The organism is Variovorax sp. 10N420, from assembly GCF_056394705.1.
Window position 1 is genome coordinate 314,422 of sequence record NZ_JBFTIJ010000005.1, and the last position, 18,336, is coordinate 332,757.

Here is an 18,336-nt window from a genome sequence, read left to right on the forward strand (position 1 = left end):
TCAACGCCACCATGCTGACTCAACCGACGCTCTCGCCTTCCGACACCCAGCGCATCGCCGCCGCCCGCCATCGCTTTCCAGGCGCGCTCACACAAACGTACTTCGACGTTGCCAGTCGCGGCTTGCTTCCCGATGACGCACCCGATCGGGCCCATGAGCACATGCAGCAGCGCGTGCAGGGCACTGCCGATAAGTACGCCTATTTCGCCCTGGTCGACAAGGCACGTGCCGGCTTCGCGCAACTGATCGGCGCCGCGACGGACGAGATCGCCATCACCAAGAACATTTCGGATGGCCTCAACATGGTCGCCGCGTCCATGGAGTGGCGGGCAGGTGACGAGGTATTCCTTTGCTCCGGCGTGGAGCACCCCAACAACATCTACGCATGGCGCAACCTCGAAGGCCTGCAGGTGTCTGTCCGCGACTTTCCTTCGGTCGACGGCCTGTTTCCGACCGACGCCGTCATCGAGGCCTTGCAAGGCAGCCACCGTGCGCGCGTGGTTACCTTATCGGCCACCTCGTTCAAGCCTGGCTTTCGGGCCGAACTCGATCGGCTAGGTGCAGCCTGCCGGAGCGCCGACGTTCGGCTGGTAGTCGATGGAGCGCAAAGCATAGGAGTCACGCACCTGGACCTCGCGCGCACTCCCATCGACGCATTTACAGCCAGTACGCAAAAGGGGCTGTGCTCGTTGTACGGCATGGGCTTTTTGTATGTGCGTCGCGAGTTTGCCGAGAGCCTGACACCGCGTTACCTCGCCCGATTCGGAGTTGAGATGGAAGCAAACCACGAGGCTGACTACGACGACGCGCCCATCAAGTACCAGGCGGCGGCTCAGCGTTTCAACCTCGGCAACTACAACTTTCTCGCAGCGCTGCTGGTGGGTGACACGCTGGAATTGCTTAATGGCGTCGGCACACAGGCAATCGACACGCACGTAACCGGCTTGGCAGCGGCGCTATCGGCCGGCTTGATGGACCTAGGTGCGCCGGTCGCCCGGGCTCCCGACGCCCTGCGTGCCAACATGGTGTGCATCGAGTCGCGCAACCCCGACGCTGCCGCAAGCCTGCAAGCACACCTGCAAGCCCATAAGGTGATGGCTGCCGTTCGGCGCAACGCACTGCGGTTTTCATTGCACCTGTACAACAATCAGGCGGATGTGGATGTCGCTCTGGCGGCCTGCAAGAGCTGGCTGGATCTGCACGGAACGACTTTGCAGTAGGCCGCTGACAAGGCTCGGCGACTGTCATTGACTGGCGGTTCTTCGCGGTGGCGTTCCCCGGCGCATATGATCGCGGGCAGCAGCGCGCTACTCCTGGTTTGCACTGACAGGTTGAACAACAGGAGGCTCGCAGAGTGCGGCAGTTGTAAGGGGACAGACATGTTTTTTCGCAGTTGTAGCTCTGCTCAGAAGCTTGAGCTCTGACATCGCCGTGGCTTGCGCCACTAGGCTTTGTCTAGCTTCTGCGCTTTGAGTCCGTCATCCTTGCCCTGCACTCACGTGAGCATCCTTCTATGACGCTCGTCGAGTTTTCACAAATGCGAGCCAATCCAGTCGTCGCCGTCCAATGAGCTTTCGTGCGTGACCCGACGGATTATGTCTTGTCTTCTCCCCGTTGCCGCGGGCGATCTTCAGTCCTCTTGTCCACGCGTGCACGCAAGAGCATGTCATGAAACAGTCGGGCCGCCGGCATGAGTTCACGCCCGCGTCGCCTGATTAACCCGATCACCCTCGTGATTTCTGGATCTTCAAGCGGGACGCTGATCAGCCCGGAATGTCCTTTTGGAGGCATTGCCAGTCGCGGGACAACGCCCAGGCCGAGCCCCGCTTCGACAAGGCTCACCAAAGCCGGGACGTGACGCACCTCACAGGTCCACTGCGGTTTTCGATCAACGCGGCTGAGTGCTTGATCGATCAGGAAACGGTTGCCACTTCCCTGCGCAAGCGTCAGGTACTCATACTCGGACAACTCAGTCCAGGTGAGCCGCTTCCGCCTCGCAAGAGGATGCCCCACAGGACATGCGACAACAAATCGTTCTTCCAACAGGGGCGCGAAATCGATGTCAGCTTCTTGGGTGCCGATGTACGTCAAACCAAAGTCGGCATCTCCCCTTGCTACTGCGACAAGGACCTCCGAAGAGTATTCATCGATAAGTCGGATGCGTACCCTCGGATACGAAGCGTGAAACCGCTTTATGAGACCTGGTAGGAAGTAACCCACGGCAGACGGGACGCAAGCAATCGTCACCAGGCCAGAGATGCGTTCCGTCGTGTCCTTGATGCCGACAAGTGCGTCTTCCAGTTCGCGCATGACGTTTTGAGCCCTGGGCACGAAAGCCCTGCCGACCGTCGTCAGTTCCACCTTCCGCGTCGTGCGGCTGAAGAGCTTGATGCCGAGCGCCATCTCGAGCTTGTCGATGCGACGAGACAGTGCCGACTGCGACAGGTGCAAGTTTTCAGAGGCAACCCGGAAGCTACCGAAATCCGCAACGGACAGAAAGGCGCGCAGATCCGCGAGATCGAAATTCATGCGTTTCACGCAAAGGTAGAACGAATCTTTGCAATTTACACCGAAGCGGCTCCCCGCGAACAATCAACCCTCAGCAGCGGCTGCAATCAAGGGCCGCATCAACAAGGAGACATTGATGAGCATTTCGCCCGACGTTGGCACCACCCGAAGTTCGCTTCGCCTTTCTATACGCCGCGTGTTCGGCGTTCTGGCAACCACCGTGATGGCGGCCGCAACGCCCTTGGCCCACGCCGCTTGGCCCGAGAAGCCAGTACGCCTCGTCGTGCCCTACGGTCCCGGTGGCAGTTCTGACGTCATTGCGCGCCTCATCGCCAACGAGATGTCAAAGACGCTTGGGCAGGCCGTCATCGTGGACAACAAGGCGGGCGGCTCCGGGATCATCGCCATGCAGGAAGTGGCACGCGCGGCACCGGATGGCTACAACGTCGTCCTTGGGCATGTGGGCACTTTGGCTGTCAATCCGGCAATGTTTGCAAAGCTGCCGTACAGCGATGAGGACTTCGCGCCAGTTGCCTTGCTGGCCAAGGTGCCAATGGTGTTCGCCGTCGGAGCGAAGGTGCCCGCAGCAACCCTGCCGGAGTTCATCGCGTTGGCCAAGTCAAAGCCAGGCAAGCTGAACTATGGCTCTGCCGGCAACGGCAGCGCGGGTCATCTTGCCTTCGAGATGTTGAAGGTCACCGCCAACATTGATGTGACTCATGTTCCGTACAAGGGCACGGGAGCACAGCTCAACGACCTGCTGGCGGGCAACACGGACGCTGCCTCTGCCGGCCCTCCGGGCTTCATTGCACAGGCCAAGGCAGGCAGGATCAAGATCATTGCGAGCGGCTCGCCGCAACGCCTGTCAGCGCTTCCCGCGGTGCCTACCGTCGCCGAACTCGGCTATCCCGGCTTCGACAGCTCTCAATGGTTCGGTCTTCTTGCGCCAGCGAAGACGCCGCCCGAGATCGTGAGCCGGCTGCATGACGCCGCCGTCAAGGCATTGAGCGTGCCGGCGGTACGTGCTCGGCTCGAGGAAGACGGCAGCACGGCGGCTCCCATGACGCCAGCCGAATTCGCCAAATACATCAAAGCCGAGCGCGAACGTTGGGGCAACGTGGTCCGCAAGGCCGGGCTCAAGGTCGACTGAGTCCCCCTTCATCACTTCATTTTTTTCGAGACATCATGAACACCACTGTTGCTGAAAAACGAGTCCTGCTGGAGTCCGAACTGCTTGAACTTGGTGCGAAGGCTTTCGAGGGCCTTGGCCTGCTCCCAAAGGATGCTCAGGATGTCGCCAGGATTCTGGTGACGGCAGACCTCTTCGGTTTGTCGACGCACGGCCTCAGCCGCGTCGAGTCCTATGGGGAGCGCCTGAGTGTCGGCGGCATAAAGGCGCGACCGAACATCAAAGTGGAGCAGCGTGCGCCCGCCATCGTGAGCGTCGATGGCGACAACGGTGTCGGCCCGCTTGTCGGCATGCGTGCGCTGGAGGCAGCCATGGAAACGGCCAAGCAGACTGGGGTCGGCATTGCGTTCGCACGCGGCAGCAACCATTTCGGCCCGGTCTCGCCGTACTCGCTGATCGCAGCAGAGGCCGGCTTCGCCAGCATCATCGGCAGCAATGCGACCACCACAATCGCGCCATGGGGCGGCAGCGATGCGCGCCTGGGCAACAGCCCGGTTGGCTTTGGTGTGCCAAATCCCGGTGGCAACCCGTTCCTGCTCGACATGGCCATCAGCGTTGCCGCTCGTGCCAAGATCCGCAACGCCCTCAAGCGCGGGGAATCAATTCCCGACACGTGGGCCACGGACAAAGACGGCCGGACCACAACGGACCCGGCGGCGGCCCTGGACGGGTTCCTGCTTCCAATTGGTGGGCACAAAGGCTACGGCCTCGCGCTGCTGGTCGACCTGTTCGCCGGCCTTCTGTCCGGCGCTGCCTATCTCACGCATGTGAAGTCATGGGTCGATGCGCCTGACGAGCCACAGAACCTCGGGCACTTCTTCTTCCTGATGGACACGCGGCGCCTCGGGTCCACCGCATGGCTGAGCGAGCGGATGAACGACTTCGCGGCGATCCTGCATGCCAGCCCCCCCGTAGAGGCGTTGCGACCCGTCCTCGTGCCAGGTGAGATCGAACTGAACAACCTCGCGCGTCATCGGCGCGACGGCCTTGCACTGGATCCCGCGGTGCTTGCTTTGCTCGACGAGCACGCGGCCAAGGCCTAGGCAGCCGGGCAGGCCTGCCGCCCCACGATCTGGCCGGCCCATGAAGAACACGGAGACTCAAGATGAAGGCCATTCACCTGTACGCAGTGATGCTGCTGGCAGCGACGGGAGGCGATGCGCAGTCGCAATCAGCCTATCCCAGCAAGCCGATTCGCATCGTCGTTCCCTACGTTGCCGGCGGCGCCGCGGACATTACGGCGCGGATCGTCGGCCAGAAGATGGCCGAAGGGCTGCGCGTGCCCGTCATCATCGACAACAAGCCGGGCGCCAACGGCATGATCGGAACGGACGCGGTGGCCAAGGCGGCCCCGGACGGCTACACGCTTGTCCTGCTCGCAAGCGGCCCGCTTGTGGTGAACCCGGTGCTCTATGCAAAGGTCCCGTACGACCCGGTCAAGGATTTCTCACCCATCAGCCTAGTGACGAGCTACCAGTATGCCCTGACCGTTCCGGCAGCATCGCCGATCAAGAACCTGACGGAGCTGGTGGCGACAGCCAAGGCGAAGCCGGGGCACCTTAGCTATGGCTCGACCGGTGTGGGCGGTGGAGGGCATCTGGCTGGCGTCATGTTCGGTCTGATGAGCGGCGCAGAGTACACGCACGTGCCGTACAAGGGCGCGGCCCCTGCGCTAGCCGATCTGCTCGGCGGCACACTCTCCTTTACGTTCGACACGGTGGTCACGGCCGCGCCGTTTGTCCGGAGCGGAAAGCTCCGGGCGTTCGCGGTCTCCGGCCCCCGCCGGGCGTCGTCGCTGCCAGGCCTGCCGACCATGCAAGAGGTCGGCTACAAGGGGTTTGACATCACGCAGTTCCAGGGACTGCTGGCGCCTGCGAACACACCAGCGGCGATCATCGATCGCCTCCACGACGAAGTGACCAAGGCACTGAAGGTCAAGGAAGTCGCAGACCGGCTTGCCACTGAGGGCGGCTACGAGATTGTGGGAAGCACCCCGGCTGCGTTTGGCGAACGTATCCGCTCCGACCTTGATCGGTATGGAAAGCTCGTCAAGGATGCGAACATCAAGCCGGAGTAGGCATGTACAAGGTTGATGTCCTGATTCAGGGTTTTCCGGGGCGAGCCGTTTGCCACGGGGGTCTCGGGTGGAGCACCATCTCGCTCCTGCGCGGCGCGCAGCGGACGGTTCTCGTGGACGTGGGCGCGTTCGGCGTCCGCAAACCCCTTGCGAAGCAGCTCGCGCAACGCCGTGTCGCGCCAGAAGACGTCACCGACGTCGTCCTGACCCACGTGCATTACGACCACGCGGTCAACTTCACGCTGTTTCCCAAGGCAACGATCTGGGTCGGGCGCAGGGAACTTGAGTGGGCCGCTGCGGCGCAGCCCGGCTTCAATCCCTTGCCAGAACTCTACGTTCGGGAATTGCGGCGACTTGACCGGGTTCGCATGCTCGATGAGGGTGACGAGTTCCTGTCCGGGATCACAGCCATTTCCTCCGAGGGGCATACGCTCGGCCACCTGATGTACCTGCTCGCAGAAAGCGAAGTGCCGGTGCTGTTCACAGGCGATGCGGCGAAGAACCGCGCGGAGCTTCTCACAATGGACGTCAGTGACACCAGTGATCGCCCTGCGAGCATCGGCACTCTGGAACGGATCTGGGAAACGTGGCGACGCACACCCGGCACGTTGCTGATTCCCGGGCATGACCTCCCAATGCAGCTTGATGAGGCAGGCCAACCTGTCTACCTGGGAGAACGCAGCGCCGTGATCACGGCGTGGTTTTCACAGAGCCTCGCCCAGACAGCTACCGTCGATTTATGCCGAAAGTCACCCGGCGGCATCTTCTCCGAGCTCATCGGGTCCCGCGCAGAGCTTTGAGACCTCCTCACTTTTGAAACACCCCTATGCCAGTCACTGCTACGATCCGTTCTGCGCTTGCGCCAACTGGCGTGCTGCGCGCCTCAATCAATCTTGGCAATCCGATCCTCGCACGGTGGGATGCAGGCCGGAACCTGCCAGCCGGAGTATCGGTCGACCTGGCCACCGAACTCGCAAAGCGCCTGCAGGTTGAGTTCCAGCCTGTAGTGTTCGATGCCGCAGGGAAATCGGTGACCGCTGTCACCGGCGAGCAGGCTGACGTTGGCTTCTTTGCCGTCGATCCGCTGCGCGGCGAAGGCCTCCTGTTCACGGCACCCTACATCCTGATCGAGGGAAGTTACCTCGTGCGAATTGACTCCAATATCGAAAGCAACGAGCAGGTGGATGTCGAAGGCATGCGGATCATGGTCGGCAAGGGCAGCGCATACGATCTCTACTTGAGCCGCGAACTCAAGAATGCCCAGATCGTTCGCGCCAACACGTCACCCATCGTCGTGGACGAGTTTCTCGCGCAGAAGGTTGACGTGGCCGCGGGCGTGCGTCAGCAGCTTGCCTCAGACTCGGCGAGGTTGAATGGGCTGCGACTTCTGCCGGGTAGGTTCATGGTGATTCAACAAGCGATGGGAACACCGCGCAGCAGAGGCATGGAAGCAGCCAACTATCTAGGCGAGTTCGTCGAAGATATGAAATCTTCAGGATTTGTTGCCGACGCTATGGCTCGCCATGACATCAAAGGCGCATTGGTTGCACCGCCGCAATCGAATTGAATACCCGCAGCAAGCAAGAGTCACAGATGTCGCAATCGTCCTGCGATTTCTCGCCAACCCGAATACTGTCAACCTCGGGTGCAAGGTGCATGGCGGGCACCGTCATGAATGGGTAGGGCGGTCGGGCTCTGCGACTACTAAAACCAGTATGGGCGCCCCTGTCGCACGGACACCCAGAGCTATGTTCACCGCGCATTGGGCGCTGCATCCTCTTTTGAATTGAGATTCGAGAGGCCGCCCTCGCGTGGCGGCGGCTGCTCGTGGGAAGGACTACGGCAATTGGAGTCGAGCGTGCGCGAGCAGAGCTGCTTAGACGACGAAGTCGCCGCAGCCGCTAAAGCGCCAGAGGCGCACCTTTGGGGCGCTTTGATTGCGGAGAAGACTGGCCTCTGCGTCTCCAAGCTCTCGCCGGCCAAAGAGAAGATCGTACGGGCTCTGAGTGAGTCCGTGTCGTTCATGCGCGAGCAAGGCAAGTATCCGCAGCGTAGGTCCGAGCAACTGGGCAACTGGGCAACTGGGCAACTGAGGCCTGCTTGCGCCGCAGAACCCGCCGTCTTCTTGTAGTGGGCTTCGCCGTCAAGGCTGCATCTCCTTTTCCCACCACCCGCGGGTGTTCACGTTGGCAGCATCGGCAAGAGCTTCTAGCTCCGCAACCTCATCGCTGGTGAGCGTCATGTTGGTAGCTCGGACCAGACCATCGATGTAATAGGGCTTGGTGACGCCGATGATCGGCATCGCGCCCTTGGCGATCGCCCAAGCTGTCGCGACATCGGGAGCTGCGGCACCCTGCTTCTGGCCGATCGAGGCGAGCCTGTCCGTCAGAGCCTTCAACTGAGACAGCATGCCATCGTAAGTCGCCGCCCGGCTGCTGCCTTTCGGCAGCGGGCTCTCCGGACTGTACTTGCCGGTCAAGGCGCCCTGTTCAAGCACCATATAGGCAAAGAATGGGATGCCTTGGTTGCGGCAGTGGTCCAGGATGCAAGCATCTTCAGAGCCGCGGTAGAGCAGGCTATAGTGGTTCTGGACGGCCTCGACCCGGAACCCGGCTTCTCCAAGGATTTGGTTGGCAAGCTCGATTTCGCTCAGATTGTGATTCGAGACGCCCACATGTCTGACTTTCCCACTCTTTAGCAGCGGGATCAGGTGCGGAGTCCACCGCGCTACATCTGCTGGATTGTGAATCCAGTAGAGGTCGATGTAATCGGTGCCGAGGCGTGCCAAACTCTGCTCCAGCATGTCCGCCACCGGATCATCGCTAGTGCCAGCGGCCTGCGGCGTGAACTTCGTGGAGAGCTGGTAGTCGCCGCGGGCGTAGCGCTTCAGAACGTCCCCGAGTACGGTCTCTGACCGACCCATGCCGTACACCGCGGCGGTATCCCACAGGGTGAGGCCGGCCGCATGTGCCTTGTGCGCGACCTCTTCCAGGCCAGCTCGAGTGAGGGGGCTTCCGAAATAGCCGTTGCCGGTCTCACCGCTGTCGCCCCAAGCCCAGGTCCCCAGTGCGACCGTGGGGACCTTCAGATTATCCATTGTCATGTTCGCTCCATACTTGTTCTGCAGCCAGGTTCACTGTGACCAAGCCGCTGCTGGCAATATGATGCGCAGCGACGTCGAACCGTTATCCCGATGCGCCGGGATTACTGCCTAATCCTCTAGAAGCCGCGGTTCGCATTGCTGCGCTTTCGTGTGCGTGTGATAGTCGGGTTCATGGAAACACTGACCGAAATCGCGGCCGTGATTGCCCGACACGTCTCGAAGGATGGCTTCCATGCCACCCCCATCGAACGTGTGACGCTTGTTCGATCCTCCACGGTGACGATGCCGATGCCGAACGTTTATCGGCCGCAGCTGTGCCTCGTTGCTCAGGGGCACAAAGAGGTCACGTTGGGCGACCGTGTGTTCAGATACGCACCGGGGCGTTATGGGGTTGTGACTTATGACCTGCCGGTTATAGGCCATGTGGTTGAGGCGACGCCTGACAAGCCCTATCTCTGCCTATACCTCGATTTCGATCCGATCATGCTGGGGGACTTGGCGTTGCGCGTGCCGGCGCCGCGGGGAGCGCCATCTCTGTCCATAGGCAAGACAGTGTCAGACGCCGGGGCCGAACTTCTCAACGCGGCGCTACGCCTGCTGCGTCTGCTCGACGATCCGGCGGCGCTGCCGGTGCTCGGGCCGCTGGCCGAGCAGGAAATTCTCTATCGCCTGCTCGCCGGCGCGGACGGTGCCAGGATGCGCCACATCACCTCCAGCCAGGGTCGGGTGGCTCAGGTTGGCCGCGCCATCGCGTGGATCGGGCAGAACTTCCGGGAAAGGTTCAGCATCGAGCGGCTTGCCGCGGAAGTAGGTATGAGTCCGTCGAGCCTATACGAGCATTTTCGTGCCGTGACGGCGATGACGCCGCTGCAATTCCAGAAGCAGCTAAGGCTCCAGGAGGCGCGCAGCCTGATGCTGGTCCAGGGAATCGACGCTGCGACTGCCGCCTTCCGCGTGGGTTATGAAAGCTCGTCGCAGTTCACTCGCGAATATCGCCGCCACTTTGGTGAACCGCCAGCGCGCGACATAGCCCGCTTGCGCGCTTCGCCGGGCTTGGCAGTGGTGGCCTGAGATCGGCTTACTGCCATACTGTCCTTGCTGGTGGTGGCGGGATCGAGCATCATCATCGGGATCTGCCCGCCGATGAGGTCGGTCAAGGCCGGCGGCGCGCCCTTGTAGGGACGTGCAGGATCTGGACTCCAGCGTGGGCCTTGAAGATCTCCAGGACGATGTGGTGCGGCCTGCCGTTGCCCGGAGACGCATACGACAGAGCGCCGGGACGGTTGCGGGCCTTGGTCAGAAAGATCAAGTCAATCGTGTCCAAGTCTTGGGTTCGGTCCAGAGTTAATGGATACGAGCATCCTTTGCTCCTACTGCGAATTCAAGATGGGTTCGCCGGCCGCTTACGTTGAAGGCTCGACAGCATTACGACAACCATCACAACCGCATGGCTCTCGGCCCCCTGACCCCGAATGATTTCAATAACGAAGATCGACAAGCCGGAAGCCGCCTGACTGCAGTCTAGAAAATGGCCGGATAGGGCGGAGACGTCATCGGGCGGGACTCTGGGGGTAAACAGACGCGAATTTCCTTAGCTTTTTAGTAAGACTTGGGAAGTCCGAGTACTTTCTCTGCAATGAAGCAAAGAATGAGCTGCGGGCTCACCGGCGCAAGGCGGGGAATCCAGGCTTCGCGCATGTAGCGTTCAACGTGATATTCCTTGGCATACCCCATTCCCCCGTGCGTGAAGATCGCGTTCTCGCACGCGTGGTAACAGGCCTCAGCGGCGAGGTACTTGGCGCTATTGGCGTCGGCACCGCATGGCAGGTGTCGGTCGTAGCGCCAAGCGGCCTTCTGAACCATGAGGTGGGCTGCTTCCAACTCCATCCAAGACTTCGCCAGAGGATGCTGAACGCCCTGGTTCTTGCCGATCGGACGATCAAAAACCTCTCGTTCATTGGCATAGCCTGCTGCACGCCTGAGCGCGGCGCGTCCCAAACCAACGGCCTCGCTGGCAATCAGGATGCGCTCCGGATTCAGGCCATGCAGGATGTATTGAAAGCCCTTGCCTTCTTCCCCTATGCGGTCTTCGACCGGAATGCGGAGTCCGTCAATGAAGACTTGGTTGGAATCCACACATTTGCGGCCGAGCTTCTCGATCTCGCGAACCTCGATGCTGGTCCGCTCAAGGTCGGTGTAGAACAGGCTCAAGCCGTCGGTCCCTTGGCATTCTTCGATCGCCGTGGTGCGTGCCAGGAGCAAGATCTTGTTGGCCACCTTGGCCGTGCTGATCCAGACCTTCTGTCCATGCACGACATAGTGATCACCTTGGCGTATCGCGCGGGTCTTGAGCTTTAGCGTATTCAATCCGGTGTTGGGCTCGGTGACGCCAAAGCACGCCTTCTCCTTTCCTGAGATCAAGGGAGGGAGCCAACGTGCCTTTTGAGCGGTAGATCCGAACACAACTGCGGGATGCAAGCCGAAGATGTTCATATGAACGGCTGATGCACCCGAGAGCCCGGCGCCAGTGGCCGCAATCGTGTGCATCATCAAGGCGGCTTCGCTGATACCGAGTCCGGCGCCTCCGAACTCTTCCGGCATGGCGATGCCGAGCCAGCCCGATTCTGCGAGGGCTCGGTGGAAGTCGTGGGGAAATCCACCTTCCTGATCCTTGCGCAGCCAGTAGTCAGCATCAAACGGGACGCAGACGCGCTCGATCGCGTCGCGAATCTGCTCCTGTTCTGGGGTCAGTTCAAAATTCATTCACTACTTTCCTTAGGGATGGGTACGCGCGACCTGAGTGGACCAGGCCACGCCAGTTCGTCCGAACCGACTAAGGCGCCTTCTTGGTTGGCATGTACGGGTAATAGGGAGGTGCTTCCCCCACGGCCTGCATGTCGACTTCCAAGATGCAGATGCCAGGCGCCTCCAGTTGGTCGCGCACGGTAGAGCCGAACGCGTTCGCCGACTTCACACACGCATAGCGCGCAGACGCCGCGGCAGCCAGTTTGGCGAAGTCGGGCGGCATGAGATCCCCGTAGACGCGTCGTCCTCCGAACGCCGCATCTTGCATGTGTCGGATCACGCCATAGCCTGCGTCATTCATGACAATGAAGAGAATGTCGAGTCCCTCCTGGACGGCGGTCCAAAGCTCGGAAACGTGCATCATGAAGCCGGCGTCGCCGTGCAGCACCACCGTCTTGCGCCCGCCCGCCGCTACTGCCGCTCCGATGGCCAGCGGCAACCCCTGCCCGATACCTGCGCCGATGGGGTGCACGGCGTCTCGAGGACCGTAGACTTCATAGAGCCGGTTTCCCCAGGTGGAATTGGCGACGGTGATGTCTCGCACCCAAAGTGCGTTGCGCGGCACCACGCGTCTGAGCTGATCGGCAAAGCTTGCATACGGACCAAGGGTCGCCTTGAACTCCTCCCGCGCGCGAAGCTTCATCGCTTGAAATTCCTTCGCGAACCCGACGTTCGGCTGCAAACGGTCCTTCAGACGCTTGACCAGCCCACTGATTACGAGGCGTGAATCGCCAAGCACGAACATCACATTGCTGTAGGTGCGGCCATTGGCGGCCGGGTCGATGTCGATGTGGATGCGCTTTTCAGGCAGCGGCGTCGTGTTGTCAACCGTCTCCTGGCCTCGCAGTCGCGAACCGACCACGAGCATCAGGTCGACTGTTCGATAGAAGTCCTGAACGGTCTGCACGCCGGTGCCATTCATGCCTCCCAAGTTCATCGGATGGTCTTCGGGCACGACGCCACGCGCGGCATGGCTGGTTACCATCCCGAAACCCAAGCTCACCAGTGCCTGTATTTCCGCGCTGGCGTGCCTCGCTCCATTGCCGACCCACAGCATCGGCCGTTTCGCGCTCATCACCTGATCGACCAAAGCGTCCATCTGGGCCTCTGTCGGCTGTAGCGGTTCTGGGATTGGCAAACGAAAGTCCATGCCGAGCTGCGGGGGCAATGAGACGACCGTTTTTTGCAGGTCGATCGGGATCTCGACGCTGACGGGTCCCTTGGGTGCGGTCAAAGCTTCGGTCGCGGCGCGTGTCAATACGCCCCAGGCTTCTTCAGGCGTACGGATGCGATAGGCTGATTTGCAGGCCGCACGCATTAGGCCTAACTGGTCCGGTGCATCGTGCGTGGTGCCCGTGTTGCGGTCGATCAGCTTGCTGGGGACCTGACCAGTGAGGTGCAGCAAAGGCGTACCAGCGAAACGCGCCTCCACCAAACCTGCGATTGCGTTGGCCACGCCAGGCCCGGTACTTGACACAAGAAGGCCAAGTCCTCCGGTCACTCTCGCAAATGCATCGGCCATGTGCGAGGCGCCCGCTTCGCCCCGCGTCATCACCATGTGAATGCGATCGCGCCGCGCAATTGCGTCGAATATTGGGATGTTGTGAACGGAGATGATGCCAAAGCCGGTCTTGATACCGACTTGTTCCAGAAAGCAGGCGACGGCATCGCCGACGTTGGTGTTCACGTTGTTCCTCTTAGGTCGGTGTCTGCTAGAACATTCGACGTCCCAACGACGCCGCGGAGCGTGTCGAGAAACTCTTGAGAAGGGTCAGGCGCTTTAGGAATAGTCGTCACGTCGGTCATGGATGGGAGTCAACCTGGTTCTTGGCCTTAGGCGAGCCAGGCGCGGACAGCGGGTGGCCGCCATCTGCACCGCTCTCGCTCCCTTAAAAACTCAACGTGTGCCTAGAGCCTCGACAGTCTCCTGCGGCAGCATTGTGTGAACGGAATCCACACCTGAAAAGCATAGATTTCAGGTCCTAACCATCTAAGATGAGCATGGACGCTACAAGTGGAGGATCCCATGGATCTGCGCCAGCTTCGCTACTTCGTCGCCGTTGCGGACAGCGGCAGCATCAGTGCCGCGGCTGTGGTCTTGCATATCGCGCAGTCAGCGGTCAGTCGTCAGATGCTTCGATTAGAAGATCAAGTTGGGGGGGCCTTGTTTCGGCGCAGCATTGCCGGTGTCGAGCTCACCGACAGCGGCCACTTGCTGTTGGAGCGTGCGCGCTTCATTCTGCGGGAGGTCGAGAGTGCGACAAGCGATGTCGCCACGTTCAGTCGCGGAATGCGTGGCACTGTGCGCGTAGCGGCGCCTGCCAGCGCGGGACGCGTCCTCTACGTACCGTTGGTAAAGCGGTTCCACGCTCAATATCCGCAGGTGCAGCTTGAGCTATCGGAAGGGACAACCGACGAGATGTTGCGCAGCTTGGCCATCGGTACGTTGGATCTCGGACTCGTCACGGAAGTCGAGCCTCGCGACGACATTGTGTTGCAGCCTCTCTTGCGCGAGGAAGCTGTGCTTCTGTGCCCTGTTGGCCATCCGCTTTGCAAGCGAAAGAGCATTGCAGCACGCGATTTGCCGCAGATGCCGATCATTATCGCGCCGGGGTTGCGGCGCATCTACGAGGAGCGATACGGTGCATTGCGCCCGATTGTCCAAATTCACAGCGGCAATCCAGCTGCCGAGCTAACGCGATTAGGGGTGGGTCATGCCGTTGTCCCAAGGTCTGCGCTGGGTACATCTGATGTATGGCGCGGGTTGCAAGGAATTCCTGTACGCGGCCTTGAGACCACACGGATGCTCGCCTGGAGCAAGGGGCGCCCTGCCAGCCTGGCAACGCGCGCACTTCGCGTCGCTGTGGAGGAGCTTGTGAGTCAGGGCATCGCGGAGAAGGTGTTCTTGCCGGTGTGATTCAACGTACGCGCTCTCCACTGGTCTATTGACTGAAACTGCGCGGGCCAGTCGCACCACAGGGCTCGGACGCACAAAGACACGTGCGCAAAGATGCTCGGCTGCATGTATCCCGCCGCTCCTTACGACAGGTCAGCCGCATCGAGTAGGCCTGCGTCCCAACGATGGCGCGCGGTTCGCCGTCTAGTTCCATGACATCGTCCGTTGGTTAGGCGGCGCGGGCCAGTTGCTGGCGCGCGAGCTCGAGCTCTTGCAGCAGCTTCTCTCTGACCTCAGCCGCCTTCGTGGCCTGTGCCTGTCGCACGTGGCCGTACCCTCGGATCGTCTGAGGTAGCGAGGCCAGCTTGATGACGACGGGCAAGGTCTCAGCACGCAAGTCGGACAGGGCAGCCTGCATGTCGTGTTCGTACTGCAGTAGCAACTGACGGTCCAGTGCGCGCTCCGCCGTATTGCGGAATGGATCGAGCCAACTCCCTCTTAGCCCACGCATCCGCGCCATCCACTTCATCGCCAGAAGCACCCAGGGCCCCGCATCACCCTTGACGGGCTTGCCACCATTGGGGTCCTGCCGGGCGAACGGCCAGACCCCAAGGTGAAAGCGCAGGCGGATCGGGCCCTCGAACTCCTGCTCCAGCGCCGATCGGAAGTCGGGGTGCGTGAACAGGCGGGCTACCTCCCACTCATCCTTGGTCGCTAGGAGTCGGTGGTAGTTGTGTGCCACGGCCCTGGCCAGCGCATCACCCCCTTGGATACCGGCTTCCAGTTGGCGCACCCTCTCCACCAACCCCCGGTACCTTTGCACATGTACCTGGCCGCTGTGCGCGCGCAGGTGCTCGATGCGGTGCGCGACGGTCTGGTCGAGCCCCCGGGTCTGTCGTGGAACAAAGGTGATAACGTGTGCCGGCTGCTGCGCCTTCAGGTAGCGCTCGACCGCCGGTTGGTCGTGGGCGGCGCGTCGACCCCAGAGGAATGCTTCCTTGTTCATGGTAACGGCCACGCCGTTGAGCTCGATAGCCCGCTCTATCGCCACTCTGCTCAACGGGATGAACCCGCGTTGCCAGGCGAGACCTAGCATGAACATATTGATGCCGATCGGATCGCCGACCAGTGCGGTGGCCAAGCGCTCGCCATCCAGCAATACGAGGTCGGCCTTTCCCGCCGCAGCCTCGATGCGTTCGATGAGCATCTTCGGGTCGAGCTGCCAATCTGGGTTGCGCGCGAAGTCGTTTGTCGGCACGAGACCGGTGCTCACCACTGCGCGCCCGCGACCGGCCGGCAGCCGTGAGAGTGATTCGTCTGACGCCGCGACGACCAGGTCGCAGCCGATCAAGGCATCGGCCTCGCCGTCGGCAATGCGCGTGGCATGCAGCATCTGAGCCTCGGGTGCGAATCGCACGTGCGAGGTCACGGCGCCGTACTTCTGCGAGAACCCGGTGACGTCGAGGCTCGAGCTGTATTGGCCCTCAAGATGCGCGGCCACGGCCAAAGTCTGGCCGATGGTCACCACGCCCGTGCCGCCGATGCCGCAGATCAGCGCGCTGTAGGCGTGTTGCAGCGGTGCAATGGCGGGCTCGGGCAAATCGTGCGTGTAGGGACGCTGCGATGCCGCCTGTGCCTCGGCGCGCACCGAGGCGCGTCGTGGCTTTCCGCCCTCGACGCTGACGAAGCTGGGGCAGAAGCCTTCCACGCAGGAGTAGTCCTTGTTGCAGCTTCCCTGGTTGATGCGGCGCTTGCGGCCGAGCTCCGTCTCCAGCGGCTCGATCGACATGCAGTTCGACGCCACGCCGCAATCGCCGCAGCCCTCGCACACGGCCGCGTTGATGAACAAGCGTCGGTCGGGATCAGGCAACTTGCCGCGCTTGCGAAGCCGACGCCTCTCCGCCGCACAAGCCTGGTCGTACAGGATCACCGACACACCAGGATATTCGCGGAATTCACGCTGCACAGCGTCCATGGCCGTGCGGTGGTGCACTGCGACGCCCTTGGGAAGCGCGACTCCGGCATAGCGCTCCGGCTCATCCGTCACGACCGCCATCTTGAGGATGCCCTCTGCCGCAAAGCCCGCGAGGATCTGTTGCGGGCTCAGGTTGCCCTCGACCGGCTGTCCACCCGTCATGGACACGAAGCCGTTGTACAGGACCTTGTAGGTGATGGGCACCTGCGCCGCTACCGCTTGGCGAATCGCCAGGTAGCCCGAATGCGCCAGGGTGCCATCGCCGATGTTGGCGAACACATGGCGCTCGGCGGTAAAGGGTTGCTGGCCGAGCCACATCACCCCTTCGGCGCCCATATGCGACCACGTGGTGGTCTGCTGCGGGTTGATCAGCAGCGCCATGCTGTGGCATCCGATGCCAGCCAGCGCGCGGCTGCCTTCAGGCACCTTGGTCGAGCGGTTGTGCGGGCAGCCTGAGCAGAACCCGGGCACGCGTGTGGGTCCGGGTGCCTTCACGGATGAGCCAGCGGGTTGCGCGGGCGCTGGCAGGTCGAATCCCAGCACCCGAGCCAGCACCTCGGCCACCCGTGTCGGTGTAATTTCGTTGGCGTTCGGAAAAGCGATGTCTGTAGGGACCGAGTCAAACAGCCCGCCCTCGAACTGCTTGCCCACGAGGCGCGGTGCGTTCGCGCTGCCATAGAGGATGGTTCGTATCTGGTCTTCCAGGATAGGCCGCTTCTCTTCGACCACCACGACGGTGTGCAGCCCATGCGCGAATTCGCGCACGATCTGCGGATCCAGGGGCCAGACCAACCCGACCTTCAACAGCTTGAGGTTGGCCAACCGCGCATGACCGCCGCCCGCCGTCTCGCTGTCACGCCCCAGGGCCTGCAGGACATCCTGCCACGCCTTGCCGGCGGCGATGACTCCGACGCCGGCTCCGTGCGGAGCGGCGACGATCTGGTTGAGCTGATTGGCTCGGGCATAGGCCATCACCGCGGAATGCTTGTGGTTGTACAGCCGATCCTCCTGAGGAAGCGGCAGATCGAAAGCCCGGATCTGATAGCCCGCCCCGAACGGGTCGGTGGGCCGGCTCGGCGCCTCGGGCAGTGTGATCGCAGGAGCGTCCGCACCGACGTAGACCGACCCACCGCCTTCGACAACGTCGGTCACAACTTTCATGCCGACCCAGCAACCCGAGAACCGGCTCATGGCAATTCCATGCAGGCCGTAGTCCAACAGCTCCTGCGTGTTGGATGGGTAGAGCACAGGCATGCCGACTGCCATGAAGATGGGATCGGAGAAGTTGGCGACCGAGGAACTCTTCGCCCCGTGGTCATCACCCGCCAGGCACAGCACGCCGCCCTTGGGCGATGTGCCGGCCTGGTTGGCGTGACGAAGCACATCGCCCGAACGGTCCACGCCCGGGCCCTTGCCGTACCAAATGCCGAAGACACCATCCACGCGCGCGCCGGGAAAGGTCCCGACGTACTGCGAGCCCCAGATCGCGGTGGCCGCCAGGTCCTCGTTGAGGCCAGGGCGGAACACCACGTTGGCGGCCTTGAGCGCCTTCTCGGCGGCCCACAGCTCCATGTCATAGCGTCCTAATGGCGAGCCGCGGTAGCCGGAGACATAGCCGCCTGTGTTCCATCCAGCTGCGACGTCGCGGGCGCGCTGCTGCAGCGGCAGGCGCACCAGCGCCTGGATGCCGGTCATGTAGACCCAGTCGTCGTTGATTCGGTAGCGGTCATCGAGGGTTGCGACGTCGCGAGCCAGGGCGGTATCCAAAATCTCTCTCCTCATC

Annotated in this window: 14 protein-coding genes; 8 read left to right on the top strand and 6 right to left on the bottom strand. The window is 61.9% G+C overall.

The annotated features are described in order from the left end of the window. Positions 1-11 precede the first annotated feature (11 nt). Positions 12-1,220 (top strand): aminotransferase class V-fold PLP-dependent enzyme, encoded by a 1,209-nt coding sequence (locus tag AC1DEK_RS15385; RefSeq protein ID WP_478126112.1) that lies wholly within the window; start codon positions 12-14, stop codon positions 1,218-1,220. A gap of 373 nt (positions 1,221-1,593) precedes the next feature. On the opposite strand, the gene AC1DEK_RS15390 is transcribed toward AC1DEK_RS15385, so the two are convergent. After that, entirely contained in the window at positions 1,594-2,529 is a 936-nt protein-coding gene (locus tag AC1DEK_RS15390) for a LysR family transcriptional regulator (protein WP_478126113.1), read from the bottom strand. A 115-nt stretch (positions 2,530-2,644) separates the two neighbouring features. On the opposite strand from AC1DEK_RS15390, the gene AC1DEK_RS15395 reads away from it, so the two are divergent. The 5 genes from AC1DEK_RS15395 to AC1DEK_RS15415 all read left to right on the top strand — a co-directional run bounded on the left by AC1DEK_RS15395 (position 2,645) and on the right by AC1DEK_RS15415 (position 7,341). After that, the gene (locus tag AC1DEK_RS15395; protein WP_478126114.1) at positions 2,645-3,658 is read left to right on the top strand and encodes a Bug family tripartite tricarboxylate transporter substrate binding protein; all 1,014 of its coding nucleotides are present in this window, start codon (positions 2,645-2,647) and stop codon (positions 3,656-3,658) included. Positions 3,659-3,693: 35 nt separating this feature from the next. Next, on the top strand, positions 3,694-4,740 hold the full coding sequence (locus tag AC1DEK_RS15400) for an Ldh family oxidoreductase (RefSeq protein ID WP_478126115.1): 1,047 nt from the start codon (positions 3,694-3,696) through the stop codon (positions 4,738-4,740). Positions 4,741-4,802: 62 nt separating this feature from the next. After that, positions 4,803-5,774 (top strand): Bug family tripartite tricarboxylate transporter substrate binding protein, encoded by a 972-nt coding sequence (locus AC1DEK_RS15405; protein ID WP_478126116.1) that lies wholly within the window; start codon positions 4,803-4,805, stop codon positions 5,772-5,774. A gap of 2 nt (positions 5,775-5,776) precedes the next feature. Then, on the top strand, positions 5,777-6,574 hold the full coding sequence (locus AC1DEK_RS15410; protein ID WP_478126117.1) for an MBL fold metallo-hydrolase: 798 nt from the start codon (positions 5,777-5,779) through the stop codon (positions 6,572-6,574). A gap of 26 nt (positions 6,575-6,600) precedes the next feature. Continuing rightward, positions 6,601-7,341 carry an ABC transporter substrate-binding protein gene (locus AC1DEK_RS15415; RefSeq protein WP_478126118.1) on the top strand — a complete coding sequence of 247 codons (741 nt, stop codon included), beginning with the start codon at positions 6,601-6,603 and terminating at the stop codon, positions 7,339-7,341. Positions 7,342-7,917: 576 nt separating this feature from the next. Here AC1DEK_RS15415 and AC1DEK_RS15420 read toward each other — a convergent pair. Beyond that, positions 7,918-8,877, bottom strand: coding sequence for an aldo/keto reductase (locus tag AC1DEK_RS15420; RefSeq protein ID WP_478126119.1), 960 nt, complete (start codon positions 8,875-8,877; stop codon positions 7,918-7,920). A gap of 171 nt (positions 8,878-9,048) precedes the next feature. On the opposite strand from AC1DEK_RS15420, the gene AC1DEK_RS15425 reads away from it, so the two are divergent. Continuing rightward, positions 9,049-9,948, top strand: coding sequence for an AraC family transcriptional regulator (locus AC1DEK_RS15425; protein ID WP_478126120.1), 900 nt, complete (start codon positions 9,049-9,051; stop codon positions 9,946-9,948). 82 nt (positions 9,949-10,030) lie between these two features. On the opposite strand, the gene AC1DEK_RS15430 is transcribed toward AC1DEK_RS15425, so the two are convergent. The 3 genes from AC1DEK_RS15430 to AC1DEK_RS15440 form a co-directional block, all read right to left on the bottom strand. Continuing rightward, entirely contained in the window at positions 10,031-10,201 is a 171-nt protein-coding gene (locus AC1DEK_RS15430) for a tripartite tricarboxylate transporter substrate-binding protein (protein ID WP_478126121.1), read from the bottom strand. 275 nt (positions 10,202-10,476) lie between these two features. Further along, positions 10,477-11,640, bottom strand: coding sequence for an acyl-CoA dehydrogenase family protein (locus AC1DEK_RS15435; protein WP_478126122.1), 1,164 nt, complete (start codon positions 11,638-11,640; stop codon positions 10,477-10,479). 70 nt (positions 11,641-11,710) lie between these two features. After that, a complete protein-coding gene (locus AC1DEK_RS15440; protein WP_478126123.1) occupies positions 11,711-13,369 on the bottom strand; it encodes a thiamine pyrophosphate-binding protein in 1,659 nt (552 codons plus the stop codon). A gap of 339 nt (positions 13,370-13,708) precedes the next feature. Here AC1DEK_RS15440 and AC1DEK_RS15445 point away from each other — a divergent pair, with 339 nt between their 5' ends. Then, the gene (locus AC1DEK_RS15445) at positions 13,709-14,599 is read left to right on the top strand and encodes a LysR family transcriptional regulator (protein ID WP_478126124.1); all 891 of its coding nucleotides are present in this window, start codon (positions 13,709-13,711) and stop codon (positions 14,597-14,599) included. 208 nt (positions 14,600-14,807) lie between these two features. On the opposite strand, the gene AC1DEK_RS15450 is transcribed toward AC1DEK_RS15445, so the two are convergent. Next, positions 14,808-18,320 carry an indolepyruvate ferredoxin oxidoreductase family protein gene (locus AC1DEK_RS15450; protein ID WP_478126125.1) on the bottom strand — a complete coding sequence of 1,171 codons (3,513 nt, stop codon included), beginning with the start codon at positions 18,318-18,320 and terminating at the stop codon, positions 14,808-14,810. Between the last annotated feature and the right edge of the window lie 16 nt (positions 18,321-18,336).

Coding starts and splice junctions, on each gene's coding strand:
- AC1DEK_RS15410 (WP_478126117.1), top strand. CDS start 5,777: ATGTACAAGGTTGATGTCCTGATTCAGGGTTTTCCGGGGCGAGCCGTT.
- AC1DEK_RS15415 (WP_478126118.1), top strand. CDS start 6,601: ATGCCAGTCACTGCTACGATCCGTTCTGCGCTTGCGCCAACTGGCGTG.
- AC1DEK_RS15435 (WP_478126122.1), bottom strand. CDS start 11,640: ATGAATTTTGAACTGACCCCAGAACAGGAGCAGATTCGCGACGCGATC.
- AC1DEK_RS15405 (WP_478126116.1), top strand. CDS start 4,803: ATGAAGGCCATTCACCTGTACGCAGTGATGCTGCTGGCAGCGACGGGA.
- AC1DEK_RS15400 (WP_478126115.1), top strand. CDS start 3,694: ATGAACACCACTGTTGCTGAAAAACGAGTCCTGCTGGAGTCCGAACTG.
- AC1DEK_RS15390 (WP_478126113.1), bottom strand. CDS start 2,529: ATGAATTTCGATCTCGCGGATCTGCGCGCCTTTCTGTCCGTTGCGGAT.
- AC1DEK_RS15385 (WP_478126112.1), top strand. CDS start 12: ATGCTGACTCAACCGACGCTCTCGCCTTCCGACACCCAGCGCATCGCC.
- AC1DEK_RS15420 (WP_478126119.1), bottom strand. CDS start 8,877: ATGACAATGGATAATCTGAAGGTCCCCACGGTCGCACTGGGGACCTGG.
- AC1DEK_RS15425 (WP_478126120.1), top strand. CDS start 9,049: ATGGAAACACTGACCGAAATCGCGGCCGTGATTGCCCGACACGTCTCG.
- AC1DEK_RS15395 (WP_478126114.1), top strand. CDS start 2,645: ATGAGCATTTCGCCCGACGTTGGCACCACCCGAAGTTCGCTTCGCCTT.
- AC1DEK_RS15445 (WP_478126124.1), top strand. CDS start 13,709: ATGGATCTGCGCCAGCTTCGCTACTTCGTCGCCGTTGCGGACAGCGGC.